General features: G+C 41.6%; 20 protein-coding genes. 1 reads left to right on the top strand and 19 read right to left on the bottom strand.

What is annotated here, in order from left to right; genetic code table 11:
• Positions 1 to 57: 57 nt before the first annotated feature.
• On the bottom strand, positions 58 to 1338 hold the full coding sequence (locus MKX70_RS12505; RefSeq protein WP_340840120.1) for a J domain-containing protein: 1281 nt from the start codon (positions 1336 to 1338) through the stop codon (positions 58 to 60).
• 299 nt (positions 1339 to 1637) lie between these two features.
• Between MKX70_RS12505 and MKX70_RS12500 the strand changes: the two genes are divergently transcribed.
• On the top strand, positions 1638 to 2756 hold the full coding sequence (locus tag MKX70_RS12500; protein ID WP_340840119.1) for an acyltransferase family protein: 1119 nt from the start codon (positions 1638 to 1640) through the stop codon (positions 2754 to 2756).
• Positions 2757 to 2848: 92 nt separating this feature from the next.
• Here MKX70_RS12500 and MKX70_RS12495 read toward each other — a convergent pair whose 3' ends face one another.
• The 18 genes from MKX70_RS12495 to MKX70_RS12410 all read right to left on the bottom strand — a co-directional run bounded on the left by MKX70_RS12495 (position 2849) and on the right by MKX70_RS12410 (position 25300).
• A complete protein-coding gene (locus tag MKX70_RS12495) occupies positions 2849 to 3403 on the bottom strand; it encodes a hypothetical protein (protein WP_340840118.1) in 555 nt (184 codons plus the stop codon).
• A gap of 309 nt (positions 3404 to 3712) precedes the next feature.
• On the bottom strand, positions 3713 to 8995 hold the full coding sequence (locus tag MKX70_RS12490) for an S-layer homology domain-containing protein (protein ID WP_340840117.1): 5283 nt from the start codon (positions 8993 to 8995) through the stop codon (positions 3713 to 3715).
• A gap of 296 nt (positions 8996 to 9291) precedes the next feature.
• Complete coding sequence (locus MKX70_RS12485; protein WP_340840116.1) at positions 9292 to 9852, bottom strand: hypothetical protein; 561 nt, start codon at positions 9850 to 9852, stop codon at positions 9292 to 9294.
• An 8-nt stretch (positions 9853 to 9860) separates the two neighbouring features.
• Positions 9861 to 10220 carry a hypothetical protein gene (locus MKX70_RS12480; protein WP_340840114.1) on the bottom strand — a complete coding sequence of 120 codons (360 nt, stop codon included), beginning with the start codon at positions 10218 to 10220 and terminating at the stop codon, positions 9861 to 9863.
• A 536-nt stretch (positions 10221 to 10756) separates the two neighbouring features.
• Positions 10757 to 12157: a helix-turn-helix domain-containing protein gene (locus MKX70_RS12475; RefSeq protein ID WP_340840113.1), complete on the bottom strand. Its 1401-nt coding sequence runs from the start codon at positions 12155 to 12157 to the stop codon at positions 10757 to 10759.
• A 199-nt stretch (positions 12158 to 12356) separates the two neighbouring features.
• Entirely contained in the window at positions 12357 to 12521 is a 165-nt protein-coding gene (locus MKX70_RS12470) for a hypothetical protein (protein WP_340840112.1), read from the bottom strand.
• 121 nt (positions 12522 to 12642) lie between these two features.
• On the bottom strand, positions 12643 to 13290 hold the full coding sequence (locus MKX70_RS12465; RefSeq protein WP_340840111.1) for a YdcF family protein: 648 nt from the start codon (positions 13288 to 13290) through the stop codon (positions 12643 to 12645).
• Between the two features lie 3 nt (positions 13291 to 13293).
• Positions 13294 to 14289, bottom strand: coding sequence for a dTDP-glucose 4,6-dehydratase (rfbB, locus tag MKX70_RS12460; protein ID WP_340840110.1), 996 nt, complete (start codon positions 14287 to 14289; stop codon positions 13294 to 13296).
• A gap of 42 nt (positions 14290 to 14331) precedes the next feature.
• Positions 14332 to 14892 (bottom strand): dTDP-4-dehydrorhamnose 3,5-epimerase, encoded by a 561-nt coding sequence (gene rfbC / locus MKX70_RS12455; RefSeq protein ID WP_340840109.1) that lies wholly within the window; start codon positions 14890 to 14892, stop codon positions 14332 to 14334.
• A gap of 20 nt (positions 14893 to 14912) precedes the next feature.
• Positions 14913 to 15791 carry a glucose-1-phosphate thymidylyltransferase RfbA gene (gene rfbA, locus MKX70_RS12450; protein ID WP_340840108.1) on the bottom strand — a complete coding sequence of 293 codons (879 nt, stop codon included), beginning with the start codon at positions 15789 to 15791 and terminating at the stop codon, positions 14913 to 14915.
• Positions 15792 to 15997: 206 nt separating this feature from the next.
• Positions 15998 to 17452: a hypothetical protein gene (locus MKX70_RS12445; RefSeq protein ID WP_340840107.1), complete on the bottom strand. Its 1455-nt coding sequence runs from the start codon at positions 17450 to 17452 to the stop codon at positions 15998 to 16000.
• Between the two features lie 74 nt (positions 17453 to 17526).
• A complete protein-coding gene (locus tag MKX70_RS12440) occupies positions 17527 to 18834 on the bottom strand; it encodes an O-antigen polymerase (protein WP_340840106.1) in 1308 nt (435 codons plus the stop codon).
• A gap of 6 nt (positions 18835 to 18840) precedes the next feature.
• Complete coding sequence (locus MKX70_RS12435) at positions 18841 to 19785, bottom strand: hypothetical protein (protein WP_340840105.1); 945 nt, start codon at positions 19783 to 19785, stop codon at positions 18841 to 18843.
• A gap of 24 nt (positions 19786 to 19809) precedes the next feature.
• Positions 19810 to 20913: a glycosyltransferase family 1 protein gene (locus MKX70_RS12430; RefSeq protein WP_340840104.1), complete on the bottom strand. Its 1104-nt coding sequence runs from the start codon at positions 20911 to 20913 to the stop codon at positions 19810 to 19812.
• Between the two features lie 60 nt (positions 20914 to 20973).
• Positions 20974 to 22113, bottom strand: a complete 1140-nt coding sequence (locus MKX70_RS12425; protein WP_340840102.1) for a glycosyltransferase family 4 protein — start codon at positions 22111 to 22113, stop codon at positions 20974 to 20976.
• 106 nt (positions 22114 to 22219) lie between these two features.
• Positions 22220 to 23356 (bottom strand): DegT/DnrJ/EryC1/StrS family aminotransferase, encoded by a 1137-nt coding sequence (locus MKX70_RS12420; protein ID WP_340840101.1) that lies wholly within the window; start codon positions 23354 to 23356, stop codon positions 22220 to 22222.
• A 19-nt stretch (positions 23357 to 23375) separates the two neighbouring features.
• Positions 23376 to 24020, bottom strand: a complete 645-nt coding sequence (locus tag MKX70_RS12415; RefSeq protein WP_340840100.1) for an acetyltransferase — start codon at positions 24018 to 24020, stop codon at positions 23376 to 23378.
• Between the two features lie 14 nt (positions 24021 to 24034).
• The gene (locus tag MKX70_RS12410) at positions 24035 to 25300 is read right to left on the bottom strand and encodes an acetyl-CoA acetyltransferase (RefSeq protein ID WP_340840099.1); all 1266 of its coding nucleotides are present in this window, start codon (positions 25298 to 25300) and stop codon (positions 24035 to 24037) included.
• Between the last annotated feature and the right edge of the window lie 10 nt (positions 25301 to 25310).

Genomic DNA, 25310 nt, shown 5'->3' with positions numbered 1-25310 from the left:
TTCACCAGAACGTATAAGGGCCGTGGATCAGCATTGATCCGCGGCCCTTTTATGCTTTTAGGACATCAGCTTGTCCCATAGCTCCTGATGAGACTTATACACGTGCGGGTACTTACGCTTCATGATCCGGATGCCTTCAGTCATGAAATAGTCACCGTGTTCTGCCCCGCCGGACGGCCACATCCCATCTGGAGGAGCCTGATCCAGCCTCTCTGCCGGATGCCTATACCCTTCCGAGGTGAAGAAATCATTGGCTTTGGCCTGTACGCCCGGATACATGCTTTTGTCTTTGATGAGCCGGTCGGTTTCCAGGAGCAGCTTATTTCCCCCTTGAGCCAGCGTGCGTTGCTGCTGCACAGCCGGATTGCCGGGATCTATATAGTGGGCAAGCTCGGCGAAGAGCAGCGCTTCTTTGTAGGCTCTGTTCTCTGCCAGCTCACGGCTCTCTTCCAGCAGACGTTCCACCGCTGATTCTCTCTCTGCCCCCTCAGGCAAGGAGCGTAGATAAGCCCTTATTTCCTGCTTAACCTTATGCCAGAACTGCATTTTATTCGTGTAGACCATGATTTTGATCCAATAAAAATAGAACTGTAAAGTATCTCCCTTCAGTTCAACATCATTATTCTCATTCAGGTCCTCATTCAGGCCCTCCTTCAGTTCTCCAGCCATCTCTTCATATATTCCCCAGGCTTCATCTCCCAGCTGATTCATCATCAGCACATCGGTATAGTCCGTCAGATAGACTCTCCGCCAGGCACGGTGCTTCTTATCCAGCGCACGCGCAACACTTAGAGCCTTCTCATATCGCTCGTACTGCAGCAGAACACGGATTTGCAGCATCGTACCAATAACACTTGACCGCGTGCTGGGACTGAGCGCCTCTACCTTCTTCCATACTTCATCGAACATGCTCAGCTTATCCTCGGCAAGATACACTGAGGATAATGCAATGCTTGCCCCGGAGTGATCCGGCTTGAGTTCCAGTACCTTGCGGTACAGCTCCTCCGCCAGCCGGAAGTCCCCTTCAGCGAAGGCATCCGTGCCTTTATCAATGAGGGTATCCAGTTTCTGTGTGCTGCCGTTCTTGCGGGTGAAATCATATTCGTCACGCCGGATTGGATCACTCAAGTTATCATAAGCCTCGCGGATCTTACGGAACTCCTCCGGATACTGCTCTTGAGGAAATTCCTTAATCTTGGCCTCATAACCCGCTTCAATCGATTTCGGCGTAGCATTCACCCGTACACCCAGCTGCTTGTAGTAATTCACTGTCTCAACCACAACCGGCTTGCTGCTCGTCCGGGTACCGGATGGTTGCTGATTTGCTGTTGCTTTCATCTTCCAGCCTCCCTATAGTTCAGCATTAATCCATAATAGAATTCTTATAATCAGAACCTCACCAACACTATGTTAACTTTATTATATACAAAATTGGCTGGGGGCTCGAGCTATTTAGGGGGGACAACGGCTGCAAATCCTGTTCCTCACTGCCCCGAGCAGGACGGATATCCATCAATAAAGAATATACAACCAGCTGAAGTAGTATATTGAAATAACTATTTTGTACCATTGTCCCTGCCACTCATATCCGATATCGTAGGCTATAACACACCTATGGAAGGGGCAGATGTCACCCCATGCAAGCATCACAACCATCATTATCCGCAGGAAATAGCAGTACGCCGAAGGCCACACGGTTGAAGGTTATCGATATGGTCCGCGGCATCACCATCCTGCTGGTCGTCGTTGGACATGCCGGCCTGACTCCAGCTGTACTGAACGATATGTTCAGAGACTTCCGTCTTCCGCTATTCTTCATCGTCTCCGGTTACTTATTCAGCGCCTCCAGGTATTTTGACAATCTTAAGCTATTACTGCGGACCAAGCTCCTGACTCTCGTCCTCCCCTACTTCACAGCCGGGCTGCTGACTTACTGCCTCTGGGCACTCCTGCGGATGCTCGCCAGCGACCATAGTCCGGATATTGGATGGGTCCAGCCGCTGGCCGCCCTCCTCTACGGCAACTATTCCAACGGACTGCTGCTGAACATCCCCATCTGGTTCCTGACCTGCCTGTTCGTTACACAGATCGTCTTCTGCATCACCATGCGCTACATACACACACGCTCCTGGCAGCTCCAGCTCGGGATCATGCTTACCTTAAGCCTGACCGGCTATGGCCTGGGACGGGTCATCTTCCTGCCCTGGAACATCGATGTGGCCCTAGTGGCCCAGCTCTATGTGTTCATTGGCTATAAGCTGAAGCAGCATCAGGTACTGAGCAATATCCGCATTTTCAACCTCAATACCCTAATCCTGCTGTTCATCTTCCTGGCTGCCGCTTACTTCAACTCCTATGTCGACATGAACAACCGGGTGTACGGCAACCTGCTCCTCTTCTACCTCGCCGGTATCGCCGGAAGCCTGCTGGCCATCAAAGGCACCCAATTGCTGTCCAAGTCCAAATTATTCGCGGCCCTCCTGACCTACATCGGCCAAGAGTCCCTGGTCATCCTGATCTTCCATTACGGCGTCTTCATCCTGCTGCTGAACTTCCTCGAACATTATGTTCTGGGGACCTATCTGGGCTGGTTGCCGACCACTATAATTGCGGTAGCCGGGTCGCTCGCCTTGAACCTGGTGATTCAGAAGGTCCCGGTGCTTAGCTTGCTGATTAGCGGGAGGAGGGAGAAGGGTAGTAGACCATCATCCTCTGAGCCTGATGGCAGAAATGCTATTACACTAACGGGTGGATAAAAGTAATGATTTTCCTATACAACGAAAAGAAGACCTTGGGTACTCTCACCAAGGTCTTCTTTAGATTATTTTAGTTATATAAATATCCAGAATTACATCAGCTTCTTAATTTCATCCAGTGGTAACTCAACGGCTTTGGATACAGCTTCCGGAGTAAATCCATGAAGCAACAATTTACGGATAATCTCCGCTTGGGCTTCTTCTTTTCCTTCAGCTTTTCCTTCTTCGTATCCCCAACGTTTCCAGTGTGGCATCAACTCCATTATTGCTTCACCCTCCTCCGGGTATTGTTTCATTAATTCTCTTAGAATCTCTTCATCCTGTGCACGATCCTGCTTGAAATACAAATCTGCCACGGACATAATGAGCGCCAGCCGTCCCTGATCCAATCGTGCTTTTAGCTGCATGAACATTCGCAGGAACTCCCCGCGTACTTCTCTCGCTTCTCTTGTAGTATAACCCATTTTGGCTAGCAACGCAGCAGCCACTGCATTATCCGAATTAATAAATTGGCGCCAGTTCTGCTTACGGAGCTCCACCTTTAGAAACTGGAAGCGCAGGATTTGGTGCTCCGGAATACTCATTTCCAAAATGTCCTGCTCCTCCCTGATCTCGTCTGAAGTAAAAATCGCAATTGGAATAATCAACTTATGCTCTTTCCGGTAGCGCTCGAATAGACGGCTGAAGTAAATAAACATCCGTTCGTGAAACTGTGTGTCTCTATACGATTGCGGCTCCAGCAGCTTCTTAAAAGCTTCATCATGCGGTATGGATATTTCTGTCGCCTCCCGTTTCGAGAAATCCAGCTTATTCCATGCGATTATATTCCATTTTACTGGATTCGTATACGATAAAAAGAACAAACGTTCGATTTGACAATAAGCCCAAAGAAACCGACTTCACCTCAACGGCGGTCAGTTTCTTCGGGCTCTACTTATAATTCGACTTGCAAGTTACTATTTCAGCTGATACAAACGATAGATTAAGGCCGCGGCTTCTGCTTTGCTGGCGGTTTGAGCAGGACGGAAGCTCTGATCCTCGAAGCCTTCGAATAAATGAATGCTCTTAGTCAACGCCACGCTTGAAGCAGCCCATTTCGATATCTTGGCTGCATCCTTAAAGGCTGCATTCACTGCTGCCGGCTGGGCAACAGCCGATTTACCGTTATTCGTTGTAATTGCCCGTGCAAGCATCGTTGCAATCTCTTCACGCGTGATGGTTGCCTCAGGGTCAAAAGCAACCGCCGATTTGCCGTTAATGATCCCCGCTGCATAAGCAGCCGCAATCTCATCCGCATATGGATTCGTTGGCTTAATATCCTTGAAAGGCAAGGCTACGCCTTCCCCATTCAATCCATAGGCTCTGGATATCATTGCCGCAAACTGCTGGCGGGTAATCTTGTCGGATGGAGCAAACACTCCGCCCTCATCCAGGACGCCCTTGGTCAACAAATAATTGATCTCTTTAACTGCCCAGTGAGTAGCAGGAACATCCGAGAAGGCAGCGGATCCGAGCATCACTGTGTACTTACTGAAATGTCCTCTCGGAGCAGTTACAGTTTGAGTAACAGGATCATATTTACCTCCAACGGCTTCCCAAGTAAGACTCTCCTCATTAAGGACATACACGGTCAGATTCTCAAGATTAGCCTCTGAGTATTTCGAAGTATCAATAGAGGATACATCAAAAGTCACGTCTATCGGCTTGGCGAAACTTTTAACCGGTTGACCTCCAACAGATGCACTGAATTCCATCACAGGGATGTTTGCCAGCGGTTCTGCCTGACGAGGTTTGTTAATAACAGCATTCTCTACAACTTCTGCTGCCAGATTAATCTTCTGGCCTGCCTCAATTTTACCGAAGGTATCAGGCTCGATGGTGAATGCCGTTTGGTCCATTTGGATCTTCAATCCGGCAATATCATTCTCCTTCACCAGTGTAAGAATCTCTGATGGAAGTGTGGTATTCAGCTTATGAATCCCTTCACTCACCGGAGGTACTTTAACCGTTAGGCTCAGCTTCAGATCAGCAGCGGTCCCGGCTCCAAGCTTGCTTGTCAAATCTCCAGAGACAGAGACCAACGCCAGCTTCGCCGTTTCAATCTGTGCACTGATTAATCCCGAATCCAGCTGTGAAGAGACGGCGTTCCCTTCCACGGTTACATTTTCTTTGGCGATCGTGACCTCACCAGCTTTGTTAAGTGCAGCCTGACTGGAAGAAATGACAGCGTCTTTTAACTTCTGAACTTCTTCCGCCGTGATGCCCTGTGCATGATTCAGCACTGCAGCCGCATTCTCAATAAGTGCATGGGCGACTTCAACTGCCTTGTCAGAGCTGTCCAGTTTGTTCAGTAAATACGGAGCACTGCCTACCAACTCTGTAATAGAACTTACAATCTTCTGTTTCTCTGCAGGATCCTGAATGGTTTCCAGGAGTTGTGCTGCCGTATCCATAGCCAGAGACAGACTCTTACTGTTCTGTTCAGCTTGTGCAGGAGTGTTAACCGATTTGAGTGACTCCGCAATGCTCGACAGCGCATTCTGTGCTGCCGAAGCCTTCTCGGCTGCTGAACCTGAAGTATTCTTCAACAGGTCTTGCAGCTTGTCATTCTGCTGCTGTACATTCCCATTACCCCCTGCTGTTGCTGCAGGAGAGGAAGCAGCCGGAGTGGCAGCAGAACCGGAAGTTCCTGACCCGGATCCCCCTGGAGCTGGTGTCGGCGTTGGCGTTGGCGTTGGAGTAGTACCGGCGTTTCCACCACCTCCAATATCTGTTCCCGGCGGATTCTGACCTGGATCAACCACAGTGCCTGTAGCCGTCTCCAGAGTTACTTTTTTGTCCAGTGTATAGATTTGTCCGTCAATGGTCAGGGAAGCTTTGATCAAGTACGTACCGTCAGTCAAATATCTGCCATCTGCATAATTATAAGTAATTGCCGTTAGCGGGTAGCTTAGTGAGATCTGTGAGGACAGCACTTCCCCCGCTTCGTTCTGGAGTTCATAAGAAGCATGTTCAGGATACAGACTCTTGCTGCCACTGCTCCAGCCCCCATTGGCAACCAGAATTTGCGGCTTCTTAATTTGTGCAATCTGATTGCCTGCCGCATCGACCAGTCCAATCTCCAGCGAGGTCGCACCGGCCGGGCGTATCAATTTGCCGTTCTGCAGTCCTACAATATCTATTCCTTGCAAGGCTTGTGGTGCAAGCTGAGTGAGCGTACCTGCCTGCAAAGTTCCAGGTGCGAAATGAATATTATACTGGTATTCTATAGCACCCATGATTTGGTCTACATACACCGTTACATCTCCTGGTGTCACTTGTACCTGATTGGCATTGTACGCATAGCCTTGAAGTTTCGATTTGTTGGCTGTGGTATATTCAACAGCATAGATGGTTCCGGATTCTGGTGACACCAAGGAAGCCAGCCCGGAAGCAGAATCATCCATGGTTAAGCTATTGTCTCCTGCATTGATTACAACGTTATCACGGTATACAAAAGTGCCCGATTGGGTCTGTGCCATCATACTGTAAGTTCCTTGCGTAGCGTAGAAATAATTCTCATCTACAGCGTTGCTGTCGATAACATGGGGAACATAACTAGCCCCGGCTAAATCCCTCCGCACCACATACAGTTCTTCTGTCGGCTTATCCAGAATAACCTTGCTGACTTCCTGAAGTTCTTGTCTTGCGTCCAGCACCAGCGAATAATCCTTGCCGGGTTCTGTGCTAATGGAACCATACATGTAGTAACCATATTTGGCCTCTACTCCGGTATAGCTTCTGTCGTAGCGCATGAAGTCAACGCCTACCACTGAAGGAGAATCCACCACCAGAAACCCCTGTGATTCAGAAGTGCTAAGGTAATCAGATGTAACTGAATAAGATCCGTCACTTCTTCTAACTGTAGCCTGGATGTTGGCATAATCCAGTGGAACCCCGCCCTCATAGCCAGTACCTTCAGCTTTATCCAAGCCCCGCACACGGATTACAGCTTGAGATTCCGGATTAATGATCGCTACATATACCTTTTTAGTTAAATAATCAATCTTGTTGAAGTACAGTTCACCAATATAATAAGCCTTGTCATCAGGAATCGTGAACGTTCCCTGCTCATCGGTGGTACCGAGCACTTCATCATAACGGCTGATCTTTACTCCAGCCACCGGTTGTCCCTGTGCACCAGTATCATGCTGGCGTACTGTAATCGTTACCTTCTGCGCCTGGTCAACGGTCAGGTATGGCTTGTCTACCAGGTCAACCAGTTTGCCGTCTGCGCCTCTAATTTCGATATCAAGCTCGTTCTTCGGCAGAACCTTCAGTTCAGCCTCGCCCAACAGCGCCCCAAATACATATCCGCCATCTTTGTATACATACGGGAATAATTGAACCTTATAAGTTCCCGATTTAGCAGGCTTCCAATCCCGCTTGTTTATGCGCTGCAGATTACCTTCCTGTTCTTCACTAGTCCAGCTCAGGTATTCGTTCGAAATGACAGTGCCACTCTCATCCGTAATTACCAGCCTATAATTACTGCTCACATCAAGACTATTGCCATGCTCATCTGTCACTTTAACCAAAGCTTCTACACTCTCGCCCAGGACAATCTGACTCCGCATTTCGGCTTCGCTGTAATAATAACTAGTATCCTGCACCCTGAAGCTAATCTGAGTCTTATAAGTGCTGCCGCCATGGAAGGCATAAGCATCAGCAGTCGGAGTGAAATACGAATCCAGTGCAACGGCATTCGTATTAGTGTCGCTGGCATAAGAACTTCCCGAAGCAATGTTTGTGGTCAGGCGGTGAATTTGTTCACCTTTAGGTACGTATACATCGCTGCCAGCCGCAGGAGCATACATACTGATCTGGTTGTAGTTGAATCTTCCATTCAGATAAGATACTTGAACTTTTGCCTGAGTTCCATCCATAACAGGTGCTTGAATATTCAGCTTACTGAAATCACTGGATTTCGCAGCAAGCGCTACCTCATGGCTGGCTTCCACCGGCTTGAATTTGTTCCGGAACACAATCTTACCTTCCACACCGGCGACTCTTCCAAGCGTTGTAAATTCATATTCTTTGTTCTTCTTCAGGTAGACTGTGTTTCCATAGAAAGTTGGAGCACCACTTGTACTATTAATCTGTTTGTACAGACTGTTATCAATTAAGGAGTAATAGTCCACAATCACAGGTTTATCATCCCAGGTGTACTGGAGATTCACACGGCTGAACTCGCTCGCATCCTCAATAACTTCTTTATGAACCCCGTCTACTGACGAGTACAATGAAGAAACAGGTGTCTGGAACAAATACGTTTCATTATTATTAAGTACATAAGAGCTGTAATTCCCTGATACCTCTCCAGTTCTGAGTACCAGCATAGCATACCCCGGGACAGCACTCTGATCGTCGAGTCCGCTTAACCCGTAGATATTTCTGCTCTGATCGCGGAACAATCTTCCCTTGGCATCAAGATAACGAATAGCTACAGTATAAGTACCTGCTTTTTGAAGATCGGTTATATAGATAGGCTTAGCTTCGTACTGCTCGCTTCCCTGCTTCAGTAATACAAACATAACCGATTTATTGAGCACCAGTTTCGTATTATCCTTAAGCTGGATCTGCCCGCTCGCATCCGTAGTATAATAGTACGAACTATAATTACTCCACACTGCAACAGATTCACCCGCAAGCGGAACACCATTATTCAGGATGGTAAGTCTTACATTCTTATCATCACTGCGGATTTCCGAAGTAGAGGAACCTTCATATGTATTAGAATCTTTGGTCATTCGTTCCAGCGAAATATCAATTCCTGTAGCAGAAGGTACACGGATGCTCTGGGATGGTGTCACAATCGTCCCTTTCTCGCCTGCATATTCTGCATGCAGGAAGTATTCCTCACCGGCTGCCAGACCTTCAAAAGAAAGATTGTTGTACGTCATAGATGTATAAACTGAATCCAGCACAGTAAGCTGGGCTACATTCCTCGCCTTCGCCAGACTTGCTATCTCGATGTCGTCCTTCTTAAGTACGAACTTAACCCCCGTTAGAACCTTAAGATCGCTATAAGTCACGTCTACCACACTGTTGACCGTAATCTTTTGTTTGCCGTCCGGCAACCGTTCATTTGAGACTACCCCCGCTTTAAACGAGGCTGCAGATACCTCAAGCACACTCATAAATGATAACAATAGTACTAACATCAGCGAAACCGTAGTTCTTAATTTTTTCGAGATCATACGTTGTCTCCTTCTCCCCAGTTCATTCATCATAACCTTTAATCGGAACTACAATATCCCTCCATTCCCAAGTAATTCTATTAAAAAGTTTCATAACAAAGATGTTACATTTTTCTAACGAATATGTCTATTAATTCCTTAATAAGGTGTCGAAAAACATCCTTACTACTACGGTTTTGTCACATTTTGTCTGCAATTCACACCATGAGTACGCAAAAAAACGACGAAGACCTCTCAAGTCCCCATCGTTTCTATACTATAACAGAGCAATTCCGCTTAAACTTAGCAAAAAGCAATCAAGCCCGCTCCCGCACAACCTCCTTCAATGCTGACTCCCGCCGCGCCGATGTACTTGCCGACATCAGGCTGGAGAGCTGCTTATAATTCATGGCGAACAGCATACCCAGCGCCGCCTCCATCAGGATGATGAGGTCCCTGTTCGGGATCACGAGCGGAATGGCAATCACACCAATGACGATGATCCCCCAAGGCAGGAGGTGTTCCAAATACGGCGCGATGAAGCGGTTAAGCCACAGCAGAATATGCATGCCAACGTAGGTGCAGATCAGCACCAGCCCCCATATCAGCACAATGTGCAGACGGCCCAGACCCAGCCGGTCAAACGCGAGGATTAGGAACAGATGGATAAACAGAAACAGCAGCGAATGCCTGCCGACATACAATAGCGGACTTGCGGGAGCATAGCTTTTGATGCTTCGGAAGAGAGAGAACGCCCCGAACAGCACAGTCATAGACAACAGCAGGTAGGGCATGGACATATTATATTTGACGTAATCCGCCTCACTCACGCCACCGTAACTAACAATCCCCAGCAGTGCGGCGGCAACCAAAGCCATGATGAGGTTCACCCGGTTACTGGCCCGGTACGCAAAGACTCCCGCCAAGAAAGCAAACAGCCAAGGAAAATACGTAAAGCAAACACAGCCAGCGACAGCAGCAGATACAGATAGAGCGGGGGCTTAAGATATTTTTCCAGCAAATAGACACTGAGGACGCCAAGCGCGATGATCTGGGGAACATCCATGATGCGAAAAGCCTGTACATCCGGTCTCCACATCAGATTGTTGGCGAACCCGATGACCGCGAACAGCACATAGAAGCCGAGCAGGGAACTGAAACTGCGCCGCTTCACCTGCAACGTAGTAGTCACACCTGAGACCGCGAAGAAGAGGACCGGGGCTACACCCGCAACAATCTGGAACACCCGTTCAAGCCTTCCATAACATTTTTGCGTATATGTGTAAGGTACAGAGAATGAAAGGGCACTTGAAGCCAAAAAAATAGAGACCCCTCAGGTCTCGTTAGGTCTCTGTCGTTTCGATATCCCGTTTGCGAAGCAGCTGCCTCCGCTGTTTACCCCGTTTAATCCACATCCGATTCGCATCATCGCGGTAAAACCGGATCTGTATCCATCGCAAAGGTGTCCATATTTCCCTAAAATGATAATTAGGCATGGTCCATCTCTCCCAGACTATAAATAGATTTGCTTCTAATTATAGACCGGGATACCTAGTTTGTTTGTCGGTTTGTGGATGGTGAGGCTAGAATATTATGTTCGCTATAAAAGAACAACGTTCCCGGTATTCCGGGAACGTTGCTTAGTCTGCGGATTAATTTTTGCTGCCCGGTAAGCATCAACCATCACCTAAACCGTGTCCCATAGTTTGAATCAGAGCTTGAGTGCTGATGTTTGCTACGGGCTCAGTAGTACCAACAGCTATAATAATTACAATAGCCAGACTACAGGAAGCTAGAAGCTTGAACAATTTTCTTTTCATGTGAGTCCTGCACCTCTCTAATTAGGAGTTTGTATTGCTCTTTCTCTTCTTCATCTGCCAGCTGCCGATGCTGTTCGAATAGATCAACACATTTGAGGATATTGCTCTCGTTATTGATTCTAGCAGATGATTCCAAACTTTGCAGGATGAATCTAATTCCTTCTTTGCGCTTATCATGTAAATAATAGAATGCCATTTCAGCAAGAAATCTGGCGTATTGGTTGGCTATGACTTGTTTGTTATGAAGAATGCCATACTCTGCAAGATTTGTCCGGTAAGGAATATAGGAAGCAAACCGCTCCAGAATAGAATCAACATTCCAATCATAGCGGTTAGCCGATGAGATAATATTGTATAACGCAATGAATATCTCATCTGGTCGCTCTGAGATATATTCGACATATGCTGAGAGCGCCTCATACTGTCCTGCCATCACCCGATAGAGCAGTTTGTTCGCCGTACCCCAATCCTGGAACTGAGCCACAGTCCGCTTCACTTCTTCATTGTCCTCCTGTATCCAGCTTCCATCCATATAGAGGGACACCCAATCTAATGCCGATGGGTAGTCTCCTATTTCCTCACACACATTTGAAAGGATAAGCTGTGCGTACAGGATGTAGAAGTACAGGGGTTTCTCAGTTTTTCTCTCGTTGTCCTCTCTGCGGTCCGACTGACGCTGGAGATTATAACGAAGAGTCGCTAATTGCAACATCTCCTTCGCCAGCTCATCTACCTTATGCCACTTATGCATAGAAACATATACATGAGCGAGATGCTTCAACCCATCCAATTGATCCGCTTCATTCAGCCGGTCCAGGTAACATTCGAAGAGATGTGCCGCCTGCAAATTCCGCGTCTGGTCGTCACCAATGGCGATTCGGAATAGACGATATTGGCATACCGCGAGTCTCTCGGAATTCTGGTACTTCTCACTGGCACTCACATTCTTATACAACAATTCGGCAGCTTGCCACAGCCCCTCTTGAAACAGTCCTTCAGCTACTTCGAACAGCATGGGAGCATAGACCAGATTCTCTAGCAGATTCTGAACCACCTGTTCAATACAATCCAGACGGCCTAGTGCAGCCGACCGCACAAGAAAGGGCCGCAGACGCCGCCAGGTTGGTGACGAGTAATAGAAACATTCATCCACGTATAAGCTGTAGAAATAGTCCTCCGGCAGATCCATCGCCTTGGTAATTCGCTCCAGATGGTCCATAGCAATGGGCTGCTGACCACTAAGTATCCGGCTGAGCGTTCCTGAATTAATTCCGGATTGTCTGGAGAATTGATTAATGGACATTCCCTTCTGTGACAGATACATTGCTAGTGCATCGCGAATCATAGTTCTAGTAGGGACCACGCAGACACCACCTAACTGGAATCCAAATATTATATATTTGTTTATAGATGTAATAATATGTCACATTATTCCAATGGTCAATAGTCTAGAATATTGCAGATTAGTCGAATCCGTGAACTGCGGGCCACCCACTTGCCATTCTCACTGGTTTTACTGTGAATAGATTGCGATTCCCGGTTATGGCAAAAAAATAGAGACCCTAATGGTCTCGTAAGGTCTCTGTCGTGTCGATATCCCGTTTGCGAAGCGGTTGCCTCCGCTGCTTACCCCGCTTCACCCACAGCCGATCCGCATCATCCCGGTAGAACCGGATCTGTATCCATCGCAAAGGTGTCCATATTTCCCTAAAATGATAATTAGGCATGGTCCATCTCTCCCAGACTATAAATAGATTTGCTTCTAAGTATAGACCGGGATGCACTATTTGTTTGTCATTTTATGGATGCAGAGGCTAGAAGATTATGAGGGGTTTTGTCGGACTTCCCTCACCGGCGAAACCAGCGTTTAATCTGTTCAAGCGCACTCTTCGCTTCCGGGCCATTATAGCCGAAGGCATTGCCAATCATCTTAGTATATTCGTTAAAAGTAGTCTCCCGGCTGTTCCGGTCACTCCACCATGTCTTAGCCTTATAGCCTGAATCAGCACCTATATAGGTCAGTTCAATCCCTGACTTCTTATAGACATGATCGAAGATAAATTTCACCCGGCGCATATGGAAGTCAGAGGACACAACAATGGCAGACTTGAAGCCGTGCTGCTTCATAATAGGAAGCGTGAACTGGGCGTTCTGATAGGTGCTTTGAGCAGCGTCTTCAGTCAAAATGGCCTCTTCCGGGATGCCCAAGGCGAGGGCGGTTTGGTGCATGTCGCCGGAGGGGCCAGCATTTTCTGAAACTGCCGATAACAGCATATACGGTGCGATGCCCTCCTTGAAAAGCTCGACCGCTTGCTCAACCCGCCCACCACCGCCGCTGAGTACGATAATAACATCGGTCTGCTTGGGAGCTTCAGACAGTGGAAGGAAGCGCCCCGCATAAAGGAATAACATGACTATTAACAGAACAGGCAAGTACAGAAAGAGGATTCTCTTTCTACGCTTGCCCATCTTTTTACTGGTTAATTTTCTGCTCATAAGCTACTTCCGGTACTCGCCGCTAAGAATTTGCTCCCACCACTCAGCATTCTCTGTATACCACTGAATCGTCTGAGCAATTCCGGTCTCAAAAGTATAGGTGGGCTTCCAACCTAGCTTCTCCAGCTTGGTCGGATCAATAGCATAACGTTTATCATGCCCCAGCCGGTCTGCAACGAATTCGATCAATTCCTCAGATTTCCTTAAGGTATGAATAATAGTCTTCACTACTTCGAGATTCGTACGTTCATTATGGCCGCCTACATTGTATACTTCACCACTTACCCCTTCGTGCAATACGAGATCAATGGCAGCACAATGATCCCAGACATGCAGCCAATCCCGGATGTTAGCACCATCCCCGTAGACAGGAACCTTCTGTTCATTCAAGACCTTCGAGATCGTAAGCGGGATCAGCTTCTCAGGGAAGTGGTAAGGGCCGTAATTGTTAGAGCAGCGTGTAATGTTCATTGGCAGGCCAAAGGTTTCATGGTACGCGCGAACCAACAAATCAGACGATGCCTTGCTGGCACTATAAGGGCTGTTAGGTTGCAGCGGTGTCTCCTCTGTGAAGAATACCGTAGGATCGAAATCCAGTTCGCCGTACACTTCATCCGTGGACACATGAACAAATTTCGCCACCCCAATAGTCCGTGAAGCATCCAGCAGCACCTGGGTTCCCATTACATTCGTGAGGACAAATATAGCCGGATCTGTAATCGAGCGGTCCACATGACTCTCTGCGGCGAAATGTACCACATAGTCGAAGCGCTCTTGTTCAAAAATCGACATGATCGCATCACGGTCAGCAATATCCGCCCGGATGAAATGATAGTTATCTCTATCTTCAATCTGCTTGTGCTTGGTTAGATCACCGGCATAGGTTAACAGATCCAGATTATAGACATCATAATCGGAGTATTTATCCACTATATATTGCACAAAATTCCCGCCAATGAAACCGGCACCTCCGGTAATCAGCAATTTCTTCCGACTCATGAATTACACCTCAGAATTATTCGATTTAGTATCTACTCTGCTTCAGTTATTATAGGTAAAGTTCAGAACAGCATCTTTCAACACAGGAGCCTGCTCGTCTTTGCCGGATAGAACCGGAGTAACATGTAACGGCCACTCTATCCCAATAGCAGGATCATTCCACAGAATGCCGCCATCACATTCCGGAGCATACAGCTCATCACATTTATACTGAACTTCAACGTCCTCGGTCAGCGTCATGAACCCATGGGCGAACCCTTTGGGGATCAGCAGCTGCTTCTTATTCTCGGCACTCAGCTCAATTCCAAACCACTTGCTGTACGTAGGACTGCCTTGTCTGATATCCACCGCCACATCGAATATGACTCCACGAGTGCAACGGACAAGCTTCGTCTGAGCTTTAGGATTCAGCTGATAATGTAGTCCACGCAAGGTTCCTTTGGTAGCTGAGTACGATTGATTATCCTGCACAAAAGCTATATCAATACCCTGCTCTCTAAATTTCGCATCACTGAACGTTTCCATAAACCATCCCCGATGATCACCAAACACCGCAGGTTCCACGATAAATACGCCAGGGAGCGCCGTTTCCGTCAATTTCATATCCTCCACACCTTTACTGCTTAATATTGAATCTTCCCGGTAGCTACCTTGATCAGATATTGGCCGTAGCCCGTCTTGCTTAGCTTCTGCCCGCAGCTTAACAGGTGTTCTTTCGTAATCCATCCATTAATATATGCAATCTCTTCAAGAGCGGCAATCTTAATCCCTTGATGGTCTTCGATCGTCCGGACAAAGTTCGTAGCATCCACAAGACTCTGATGAGTTCCGGTATCCAGCCAAGTGAAACCACGCCCCAGGAGTTCAACATCCAGCTCACCCATTTTGAGATAGGCTTCATTAATCGAAGTAATCTCAAGTTCACCTCTGGAGGAAGGCTGTACATTCTTGGCAATCTCCACAACACGGTTATCATAGAAGTAGAGACCCGTGATCGCATAATTAGACTTAGGCTGTGTCGGCTTTTCTTCCACGCTTAACACTTTGCCTTCCTCGTTGAATTCAACCACACCGAAACGCTCCGGATCTTGTACGTGATAACCGAACACAGTCGCACCTTGTGCTTTGTCCGAAGCACGCTGGAGCATTTTACGGATTCCATTCCCGTAGTAAATATTATCTCCAAGAATCATAGCCACAGAGTCATCTCCAATGAACGATTCGCCCAAAATAAAAGCCTGAGCTAAACCGTCAGGACTTGGTTGAACTATGTATTGTAGGGAAATACCGAACTGAGACCCGTCGCCAAATAGACTTTGGAATCTCGGAGTATCTTCTGGCGTGGAGATGATAAGGATCTCATTAATTCCGGCAAGCATTAAGGTAGATAATGGGTAATAGATCATGGGTTTGTCGTAAACGGGTAGAAGTTGTTTACTGGTTACCATGGTTAATGGGTAGAGGCGGGTTCCGGAGCCACCGGCTAGGATAATGCCTTTCAATTAAATTCACTCCTTCAAAATAATGTGAATTATTTGGTGGAAATTAAAAAGATGTTCAAAATCCCTCAAACCGAAAAAGCATATCCTTTTATTCTGTGAGTTAGGACCTTAAACTATTTGTAATTTTAAATTTTTAAAGTTTCCTTTACAAAGCCAATCTAAAGTGGCACTTTAATAATCAATATTAATTCACATATAATCCAACTCTATAAAATCGATCTGGTAATTCGAACATTCTCCATTTGGGTTATATCCTTTGAACTAATTATTAATCTCACATTTCTAAAAGTTTCAAAGATATCTTTACGCTTTATAAATAGATATATTAAGTAGGCACTTAAATATATTAGTACTCCAAAGAAAGAGTTTATGAACCAGCCTACTACCATGAATACTGATACCATTATTAATTCTAAGATGACATCTTTATATACAGGTACCATTAAAATCCTAGATATATATATTTCAGACAATATACATCTAAATGCCAAAATAATAACAATAGATAATATAGCCAAGTTCAAATTATTAAGTATAGAAGTAGTTATTAATGTGAAAATCAAACTTAATCCAAATGATATTAAATTGATTTTCAGAATTAATTTTTCTTTTCTCATTGTTTTTAAAAATGTATTAATCAACAATGCCATTTTCCCTTCGTAAACACACATAGGGAAAACCAATGCCATATAAACTAAACTATCAGAATATTTTGGTAGCCAAGCGGAGAGTATGAATTTAAGTGGATAATACGCAATGAGCGTCCCCCACAATACGATTATCAGGATATCCTTAATTGTAATGTATATATTCGCTAACTTTTCTTCGTCTGTCCTTCTTAATAATGGAAACATAATTATTCCCACAGCATTTATAAAAATCATTATAAGGTTACATACATTTAATGTAAGTGATATCTTTCCAAATGTGGATACGTCCCAAGTTCGTTCTATCCCAACTCTAATTATACCAATAATTAACATACTTGCAATATTTGCGAACATTAGTTTTATTCCAACACTGGTATTTTCCAGAACTTCTTTAAAATCGAAATAAAAGCTGGATATTTTTCGAAAAACAATATCTTTACAAATATACATAGCATATACCAATGATAATCCTTTACCAATTAGATCAGCTATCACCAATAACTGATATTCTCTGATTCCAACTAATAAAAAAGAAAGGATCAGAATAGAGTATAAGATACGATCTGCTATCGTTATTTTTGCATATTCCTTAATTCTATTTGTACTTTGTAATATATACAGTAGCATATATCTAACATTTACAATTATCATGCATAAAACAGTCATACATATTATAAATATCCTATTGGAATCACTTATAAAGTACTTGGTGAAAATAAGTACTACTGTAGCAATTAGTAGTTGTAGAATTATTAACATATAAAACTGAGAGAAAAATTTTCTTTTGTCAAGGTCCTTATATTCTTTACCGCCATATCTCAGATAAATTCCATCATTCCATCCAAAGTGCAAAAACCCCACATAAGCAGAATAAAATATAAATAACTGCCAATAACCGTACTCTCCAAGTCCGATTAATTTTGGTACTATTAGTATCACTAAAGTCGATACCAATAAAGATACAAAGTTAGAGACTAAAGTATAGGAGAAGTTTTTAATAAAACTCTTCATTTTTGTACCTCAACATTCTTAACCAGTTAGTTAAAAGAAATTAATAAAGCAATTCACTTAATAAAGTAAGAGATTCAATTTTTTTTAATTAAGATTCGATAAAAAACAACAATAAATAATAATTCAAAAATTTGAGTAACAGACATAAATGATCTGAGTAGTTCATCTTCTATAGCTTGTATAGCCAAGCCATAATTTAAATAACCATAAATTATTATAAATATATAGTTCAATCCACCATTTTTTATATTCGTATAGTAAAGGGAAAAAAGTACACCCATAATAAATTGTATCAAGATCATTCCAGTATATCCGAAGTCAAAAATATAAGTTCTTAATGCAGTATATATATTCGTTCTGTATCCATTAATGAAATCAACAAAACTAAGATGAATTGTATCGTCTGGAAAATTTAACCCCAATTTATTTAAGGTTGAGTACAAACTATGAAAACTTTCACTTCCAAATATATTTCCATTTACACTATTATTATCTAAAAATATATTTAAAGCTGGAATTGAGCTGCCTGAATAAATAGATAGCATATCTAATGTCGAAGCTTCACCTGTTTTACCAGTTAAAGTTCCTAATAATTGAAATGCTATAAAAAAGGCGATTACTGCGAATATCGCTATCATTAATATTCTTATAACATAGGACATTTTCAATTTTTTTATGTTTTTCTTTTCAAACCATAATAGTACTGCTATTGTCAAAATCGCTACCATAAATCTTATGAAAACTGTTCGACCTGTTCCCATAGTAGCAAGGATAATATATACTATGACTGGAAGGAAATATATCATTTTTAGTGATTTTTTACCAAAATATATGAAATTATAAATAAGGATGAAAACAAAAATATACCCTAAACCACCAACCATAAATCCAAGAATAGCTAAAATATTTCCAACAGAAATATCGGTATATATATATGCGATTCTAGCATACTGTAGCATCGTCATGAATCCACCAGTATTCCCCATGATTAAGCTAATTTCATAAGTTTTTTTCACATGAAAAAAGGTAATAATAATCATAAAAAACAAGATCAATATCACAACATTAGGTTTTATGTAAATTAGTTTTTTATTTAAAGCATAAATATTTTCTTGTTTAAATTGATGGACAATCTTCTTTTTGCCTATTATATTTTTCACAAAAAATGCACCTATACTAAAAGCAATTAACCCAGTTAATATGACAATAATTGTGTAAGCAGAGTATTCAACACCCCATTTTTTCTGATTTAACAGAGCAACCAAAGTGCTCAATGTAAACATTTCACTAGACAAACTACTAGGAGCTAATGGATCACCATCATTAAGGTATAATAATATGCAAGTCAATATTAATAAACTAACAAACAATATAAATAACATGATGTACTACTCCTCATCTTGAAACCTTTTAATCCATTCACTAAATTCATATTTATCAATTATATTCTTCTCAATCAGCTTAAATGGAGTGTTAATAAATTCTTTCAGTCTTGTAATATCGTCTACATCTAAAACAAAAATATTTTCCTTACAGTAGAAATCACAATCAATTATACTTTTGTTATTGGTAATCATTTTCTTTGAAAAGAATAAAGCTTCCATTGATCTCAATGTTTGTCCACTTTGCCCCACTTGAACAATATCTAAAATCACCCTACTCTCTCCAATTAATCTTAATACCTTGTCATATGAAATCAGCGGTTTATATTCATGCTTTTGTTCAAGCAATTTATTACCATTAACTATATGAAAATACGTTGTTATTCCCATTGAATTCATAACGGTTTCAAGCTCATTAAGATAATCGAGCCTGCCTTTTTCCCTTCCAATAAAGAAAACATCGTATTTAATATCTATTTCTTCTTCCAACTTAAATGTTGAAAAATAATATTGAGAATTAAAATGCATTTTATAGTTTTCACAGTCTAAAGGGTCAAAAGACCAAATTTCACACAAATCATTTCTTATTTTTTTCGGATGCACACATGAACTAACTGGATTCCAATACCAATATATAATTCGCCCTTTATATTTTTTTTTACGTAACCATTGTGGTAATGTACTATTAATTATATTTGCATCAATAATGATAACGCTATAATCATTCATTTTTTTATACCAAGAAGATAAAAATGGACGGATTGACACGTTTATTTCCACAAACAGTCGTCTTAATATTCTAAACATTTTATTACACGGCTTATATAATGTTAAAATATCAATGTCTTTATTTTGTTTTGCTGTTTCTGTTGCCCAAGAATCATTTTGATCTGGACAAAGCATCAGAATTCTATTGTTACTTTGATGTTGTGATATTATTTTTCTCACCATGTCCTACCTTTCCATCAAACATATTCAGTTAGCCATCTTCATATATATTTGTTGTATCTTTTCCACATTTTCAACTATATCAAAATCATTAGATTCAATTTCCTTTGTCATATCCGTTCTTAAATAATCTGCTGACTTTTTTAGAATGGTATCAGCCCAAAGAGAACTTGTTTCCTCAATTGATAAAAAATTCACTAAATCCGTTATTTTAGCTTTACTAGAAATATTATTTGAAACAAAACATGGTAATCCAGCTGCCTGAGCTTCTATTAATGCGATTGGTAGACCTTCAAATAAGGAAGGAAAAACAAAAACATCAAATGCTTGTAATAGATCTGTAACATCTTGTCTCAGTCCTAAAAAGAAGACATTTTCACTAAGGTTCAGCTGATTTACCTTCTCTTTTATAGAAGGTAATAATTCGCCATCTCCAATTAATATCAGATATGCTTTGGGATTTTGATTATAAATCCCATTGAAAATATCGATTAGAAAGGCATGGTTTTTTTGTTCAACAAATCTTCCCACGTGACCAATAACAAATCCATTTTCTAACTTCATATCATGCCTAATTTTCTTCTTTATTTCTTCATTAAAAATATATTTTTTTGTATCAATGGCATTATTAATTATTTCAAATTCCTTCTTTTTAAACATCCATTCTCCAGCTTCATAACCACATGAGAAATAATGTGTAGCTAATTTACTAACAAACAATCTATTAAAACGATGAATTTCCTTATACAACAAATGTTTTTCCGTTGCTGTGTTGTGGCTATGTAATATTCTACTTTGAATTTTATACTTTTTTGCTAATAGAAAAGGAGTTATATATAATAAAGCATTTGCATGAACATGAATAACTTTATATTTATCATGATGTTGTTCGAAAAAATGGTCCGTTGCTTTATAATTAGCAAGAGGATATCTGGGGAATTCTGGTGTTATATAAATCTCCCCCCCCAGTCTACTTACTTCATCAATTAAAAAGGGATTATTGTCTTTTGACCTCAATAGAAAATCAAATTGAATAATATCCCTATTTATATTTCTATACATATTAAAAATAAAAGATTCTGCCCCACCATTGCCCAAAGAATTTAGAATATGCAGTACTCTAATCGTCATTGTTTAATCTTACTCCTTAATAGCAATGTCCTTGAAATTAATTATAATAGTCGAACCATATTATTTATCTTGATAGATCCCACTCATTATTTTATTGACTTTCTGAATCTCGAAATTTTCAACAACACTCTGATTATAAATCCCCATTTTCCTTCTTAAATCTGCATCACCAGCTAACTGTTCCATTGCTATTCCGAAGCCATTAATATCAAAAGGATGTAAACAGAATCCTGTTTTACCATCTTCAGTATAATCTCTAATTCCATTAATATAAGAGGATATCAAGGGCAAACCAACAGACATTCCCTCAAGAGCTGCCATACCCAGACCTTCCCTTTGAGAAGGGAATATATAAATATCTGATGATTTACATAATTCCGCAATATCGGTACGATATCCCAGTAGCAGAACATTCTTCTCTACCCCAAGTTCCTTACACAAATTCTTAAGATATTCCAATAGATGCCCTGTACCACATATGACATAATACAAATTTTTATTATTAATATTTGCTAGTGCTCGTATTGGAGTTTCATGATTTTTCCTACTATCTAATTCACCTACTGATAAGAACATGATCGCATCTTCTGGAACTGCTATTTCACGTCGCTTTGCTTCTTTATCTACAACTATACTGTTAAACTCCTCGGTGTTTAAACCTACACTCGGTATATATTTTACTTTTTTTGCCTTAAATGATTTTGAAGCCCTATTATAATCCTCATGATTTATAGTAATTAATACATCAGTATAATTCGCCAAAGCTCTCTCGATTGGATAGTATAACAGCCAATTCTTCAATGGAGCTCCTTTAAAGAAATGAAATCCATGAGCAGTATAAATCACTTTAGTACGAGTTCTTTTTGCAGCTATACGCCCACAAACCCCTCCTATAGGAGAGTGACAGTGAACAAACTCATATTGGTTCTGGGACATTAATTCAGCTATTTGTCTGTAAGCTAGTATATGAGAAGAAATACTAGTTACTTTTCTTGAGAAATCAATATGATAGTGTCGAATCCCCAAACCCTCAAGCTCTTTTTTAAACTCAATAATACGATTCTCCGAACTAGTATTACTATACTCAAAATTCGCAGCAATATGCACTTCATAACCCAAATCCATAAGTATTCGGATATTTGACATATTAAATTTTTCAATCATTGAAGCCACTGAAGCTAACATTAATACTTTTTTCATTTAAATACCTAACCCTTCATTCTCTTTTCTTCCTTATAATAATATTTAAATATATTTCCATATAAAAATTGCGAAATATATTATGCACTAAGTATAATTTTCACATTTAAATCATTACTGCTTTAAAAGACTCTTGTATGTTTGAGACTACTCGCTCTACATCCTTTGTGGACATTCCAGTCCCGCACGGAAGACAGATACCTTCTTCAAACAAAGTTTCTGATAATATATTATAATGGCTAAAAAATGTACACTTCGCAAAAAGAGGCTGCATATGCATTGGCTTCCATACTGGTCGAGCCTCAATATTTTCTTTTTCAAGTTCTTTCAAGACAAGGTCTTGAATTCCATTATTCGGCACTACAATCACAGACAACCAATAGTTCGACTCACCATTACTATGAACAGGCATAAACTCAATAGGCAGTTTACTTAGTAACGACTTATATTTAGTATTAATGGCTTTTCGTTTATTTACGAAACTATCTAACGCCTCTAATTGTCCTCTCCCAATTCCAGCACAAATATTGGACATTCTATAATTATAACCTATTTCCTTATGTTCATAGTGTTTTGCAGATTCTCTTGATTGTGTTGCCCAAAAACGCATTTTCTTTATGGCCTGCTCGTCATTGGATACAACCATCCCTCCACCAGAGGTAGTAATGATTTTGTTTCCATTAAACGAGAAAATACTAATATCACCAAACGTGCCACACTTTTTCCCTTTATAGGTTGCACCTAACGCTTCTGCAGCATCCTCAATTACTGGTACACCGTATTTTTTGCAAATAGGAAGAAGTTGATCATAATCAGCACTTTGTCCATAAAGATCTACGATAATAACAGCTTTAGGCATTTTATTTTCTGTTTTTGCCCACTCAAAAGCTTTTTCGAGTGCAATCGGAGACATATTCCATGTTTCTGGTTCAGAGTCAATAAATACTGGATTAGCATATTGGTATAAGATCGGGTTACAACTGCCTGCAAAAGTTAAATCTGAGCAGAATACATAATCCCCCGGGCCGACTCCGTAGTATTTTAATGCCAGATGAATCCCAGCAGTGCCTGAAGAAAGGGCTAATGCATGATCCACCCCAACATATTCACACATTTCCTCTTCAAACTTGTCTACATTTGTTCCTAAGGGTGCTATCCAATTCGTATCAAATGCTTCTTGGATATATTTCATTTCATTCCCGCTCATGTGAGGAGGAGATAGGAATATACGTTCTCTAGTCATTTTATCGTCACCTTTTATATTAATTAAACTTTATAGGTTTAGCTGGCGAACCTACCGCCGTACAATTCGCTGGTAGATCTCTAACTACCACAGCACCAGCTCCAACAATAGTTCCTTCTTCGATGGTTATACCTTGTATCACTTGAGAGCCTGTTCCTAATTCTACATTATTGTTAACCAAAGTATTTCCAGAGAGATTAACACTTGGATACAACGTAGAATAATCGCCGATTACAGCATCGTGTCCAATAGTGCAATCTAAGTTAACAATAACATGGGTACCTAGTGTGATATTTACTGTTAGTATAGAGCCTGCACATATAATACTGCCTTCACCAATTTCTACCCATTCCGACATTACTACAGAAGGATCTATTAATGTCACGTAATTGATATTTGAGAATCTTGATAATTCAGAAATTGATTTCCTTCTGGTCTTAGCATTGCCTATAGTGGAAACTACTGAAATATTTGCTTCTCTTGTACCGAACCATTCCACGCCCCCCAAAACCGGAATACCATTGATAGTTTCACCTTTAAGGGCTGAATTGTTATCTATAAATCCAATAAGGTTCCAAGTTTCCTTAACTCGATTAATATTACTCACTAACCAGGCAACTTCTCTTCCGAATCCACCTGCTCCTATAAGTACAAGGTCCTGCATGGATACTTTTCCTCCTAGTCTTTACCTAATACAAATGTATAGTTTGTAGTTGCTGATCCCCCAATGTTTAACATCATCGCATTTTTGGCATTCTCAACTTGATAATCTCCAGCTTTATTGGCAAGTTGTTTATACAAGTCCAACAACATCCTTACACCAGAGGCTCCGACCGGATGACCTCCTCCTATTAATCCCCCACTTGGATTTACTGGCTTATCACCTTCAAAAGTGATTAATCCAGATTCAATTGCTTCGTATTCCTTTCCAGGTTCCGTTAGACCCAGACATGATAATGAAGCATATTCACTAGATGTAAAGCAGTCATGCACTTCAAATAAATCCATATCCTCAACTGTCAAACCGGATTTTGTATATGCATCTTTAACTGCAACCCGAGTCCATTTAAGAAGATATGGATCGTTTATACTTTCCTTTATTTTCGAGTCAAAAGTTAGTGGAGCATTTCTATGTCCCCATCCTTTAATATATGGAAGCTCACTAATTTGCAGGTTATTCCTTTTACAATAATTATGAGCATACTCTTCTGAAGCAAGGAATACCATTGCTGCCCCATCTGTCGTTTGAGAACAATCACTAACAGCTAATCGTCCGCCCACAAGTTGGTTAGATTCTGTCTTTCTCATTTTAGCCTGCGCTTTACTCATAAACCAGTTTCTAGTTTGAGCTTTAGGGTTCCTTTTAGCATTAGAATAGTTAATATAAGAAATTTCCGCCAAATTGTTCATATAACGCTCAGTTTCAAGCTTATATTTTTCAATAGTAGCATCGGCCAGCTTACTAAACAAATTAGGAAATGGAAAGTCGATACCCTGCGCTTCCTTCTCGTAGTATGATGCACTCCCAAGAAAAGCTCCACTAAGCTTACTGTCGACCGTTTTCATCATCTCGATACCCACAACAAGTGCCAAGTCATATTCTTGACTCTTAATTTTTGCTACTGCAGCATCAATGGCAACTGAACCCGATGCACAAGCTGCTTCGTATCGGGCAGATGGAAGACCATAAAACACATCATCAACTTCAGTCAAGAATGCACCTAAATGGCCTTGCGACAAGTAGTTTTCTGCTGCAAAATTCCCTACAAAAGCGCCGACTTTATTCTGAATATTTAATTTCCCTATCTCTTCTACTGATATATTGGTAGATCGTAATCCATCTTCTATTATTTCTCTAAACATCCCAGTAAGAGACTTGCCTTCCTTACTCCAGTTTCTTTCATAATCACTTTGTTCTCCACCAAGTACGTATACTCTGCTCATTCTTATCCTC

The sequence above is a fragment of the Paenibacillus sp. FSL R7-0312 genome, from assembly GCF_038004445.1.
Classification (GTDB): domain Bacteria; phylum Bacillota; class Bacilli; order Paenibacillales; family Paenibacillaceae; genus Paenibacillus_AQ.
Note: the sequence above shows the minus strand (reverse complement) of the source record. Positions and strands in the feature narration are given on the sequence as shown.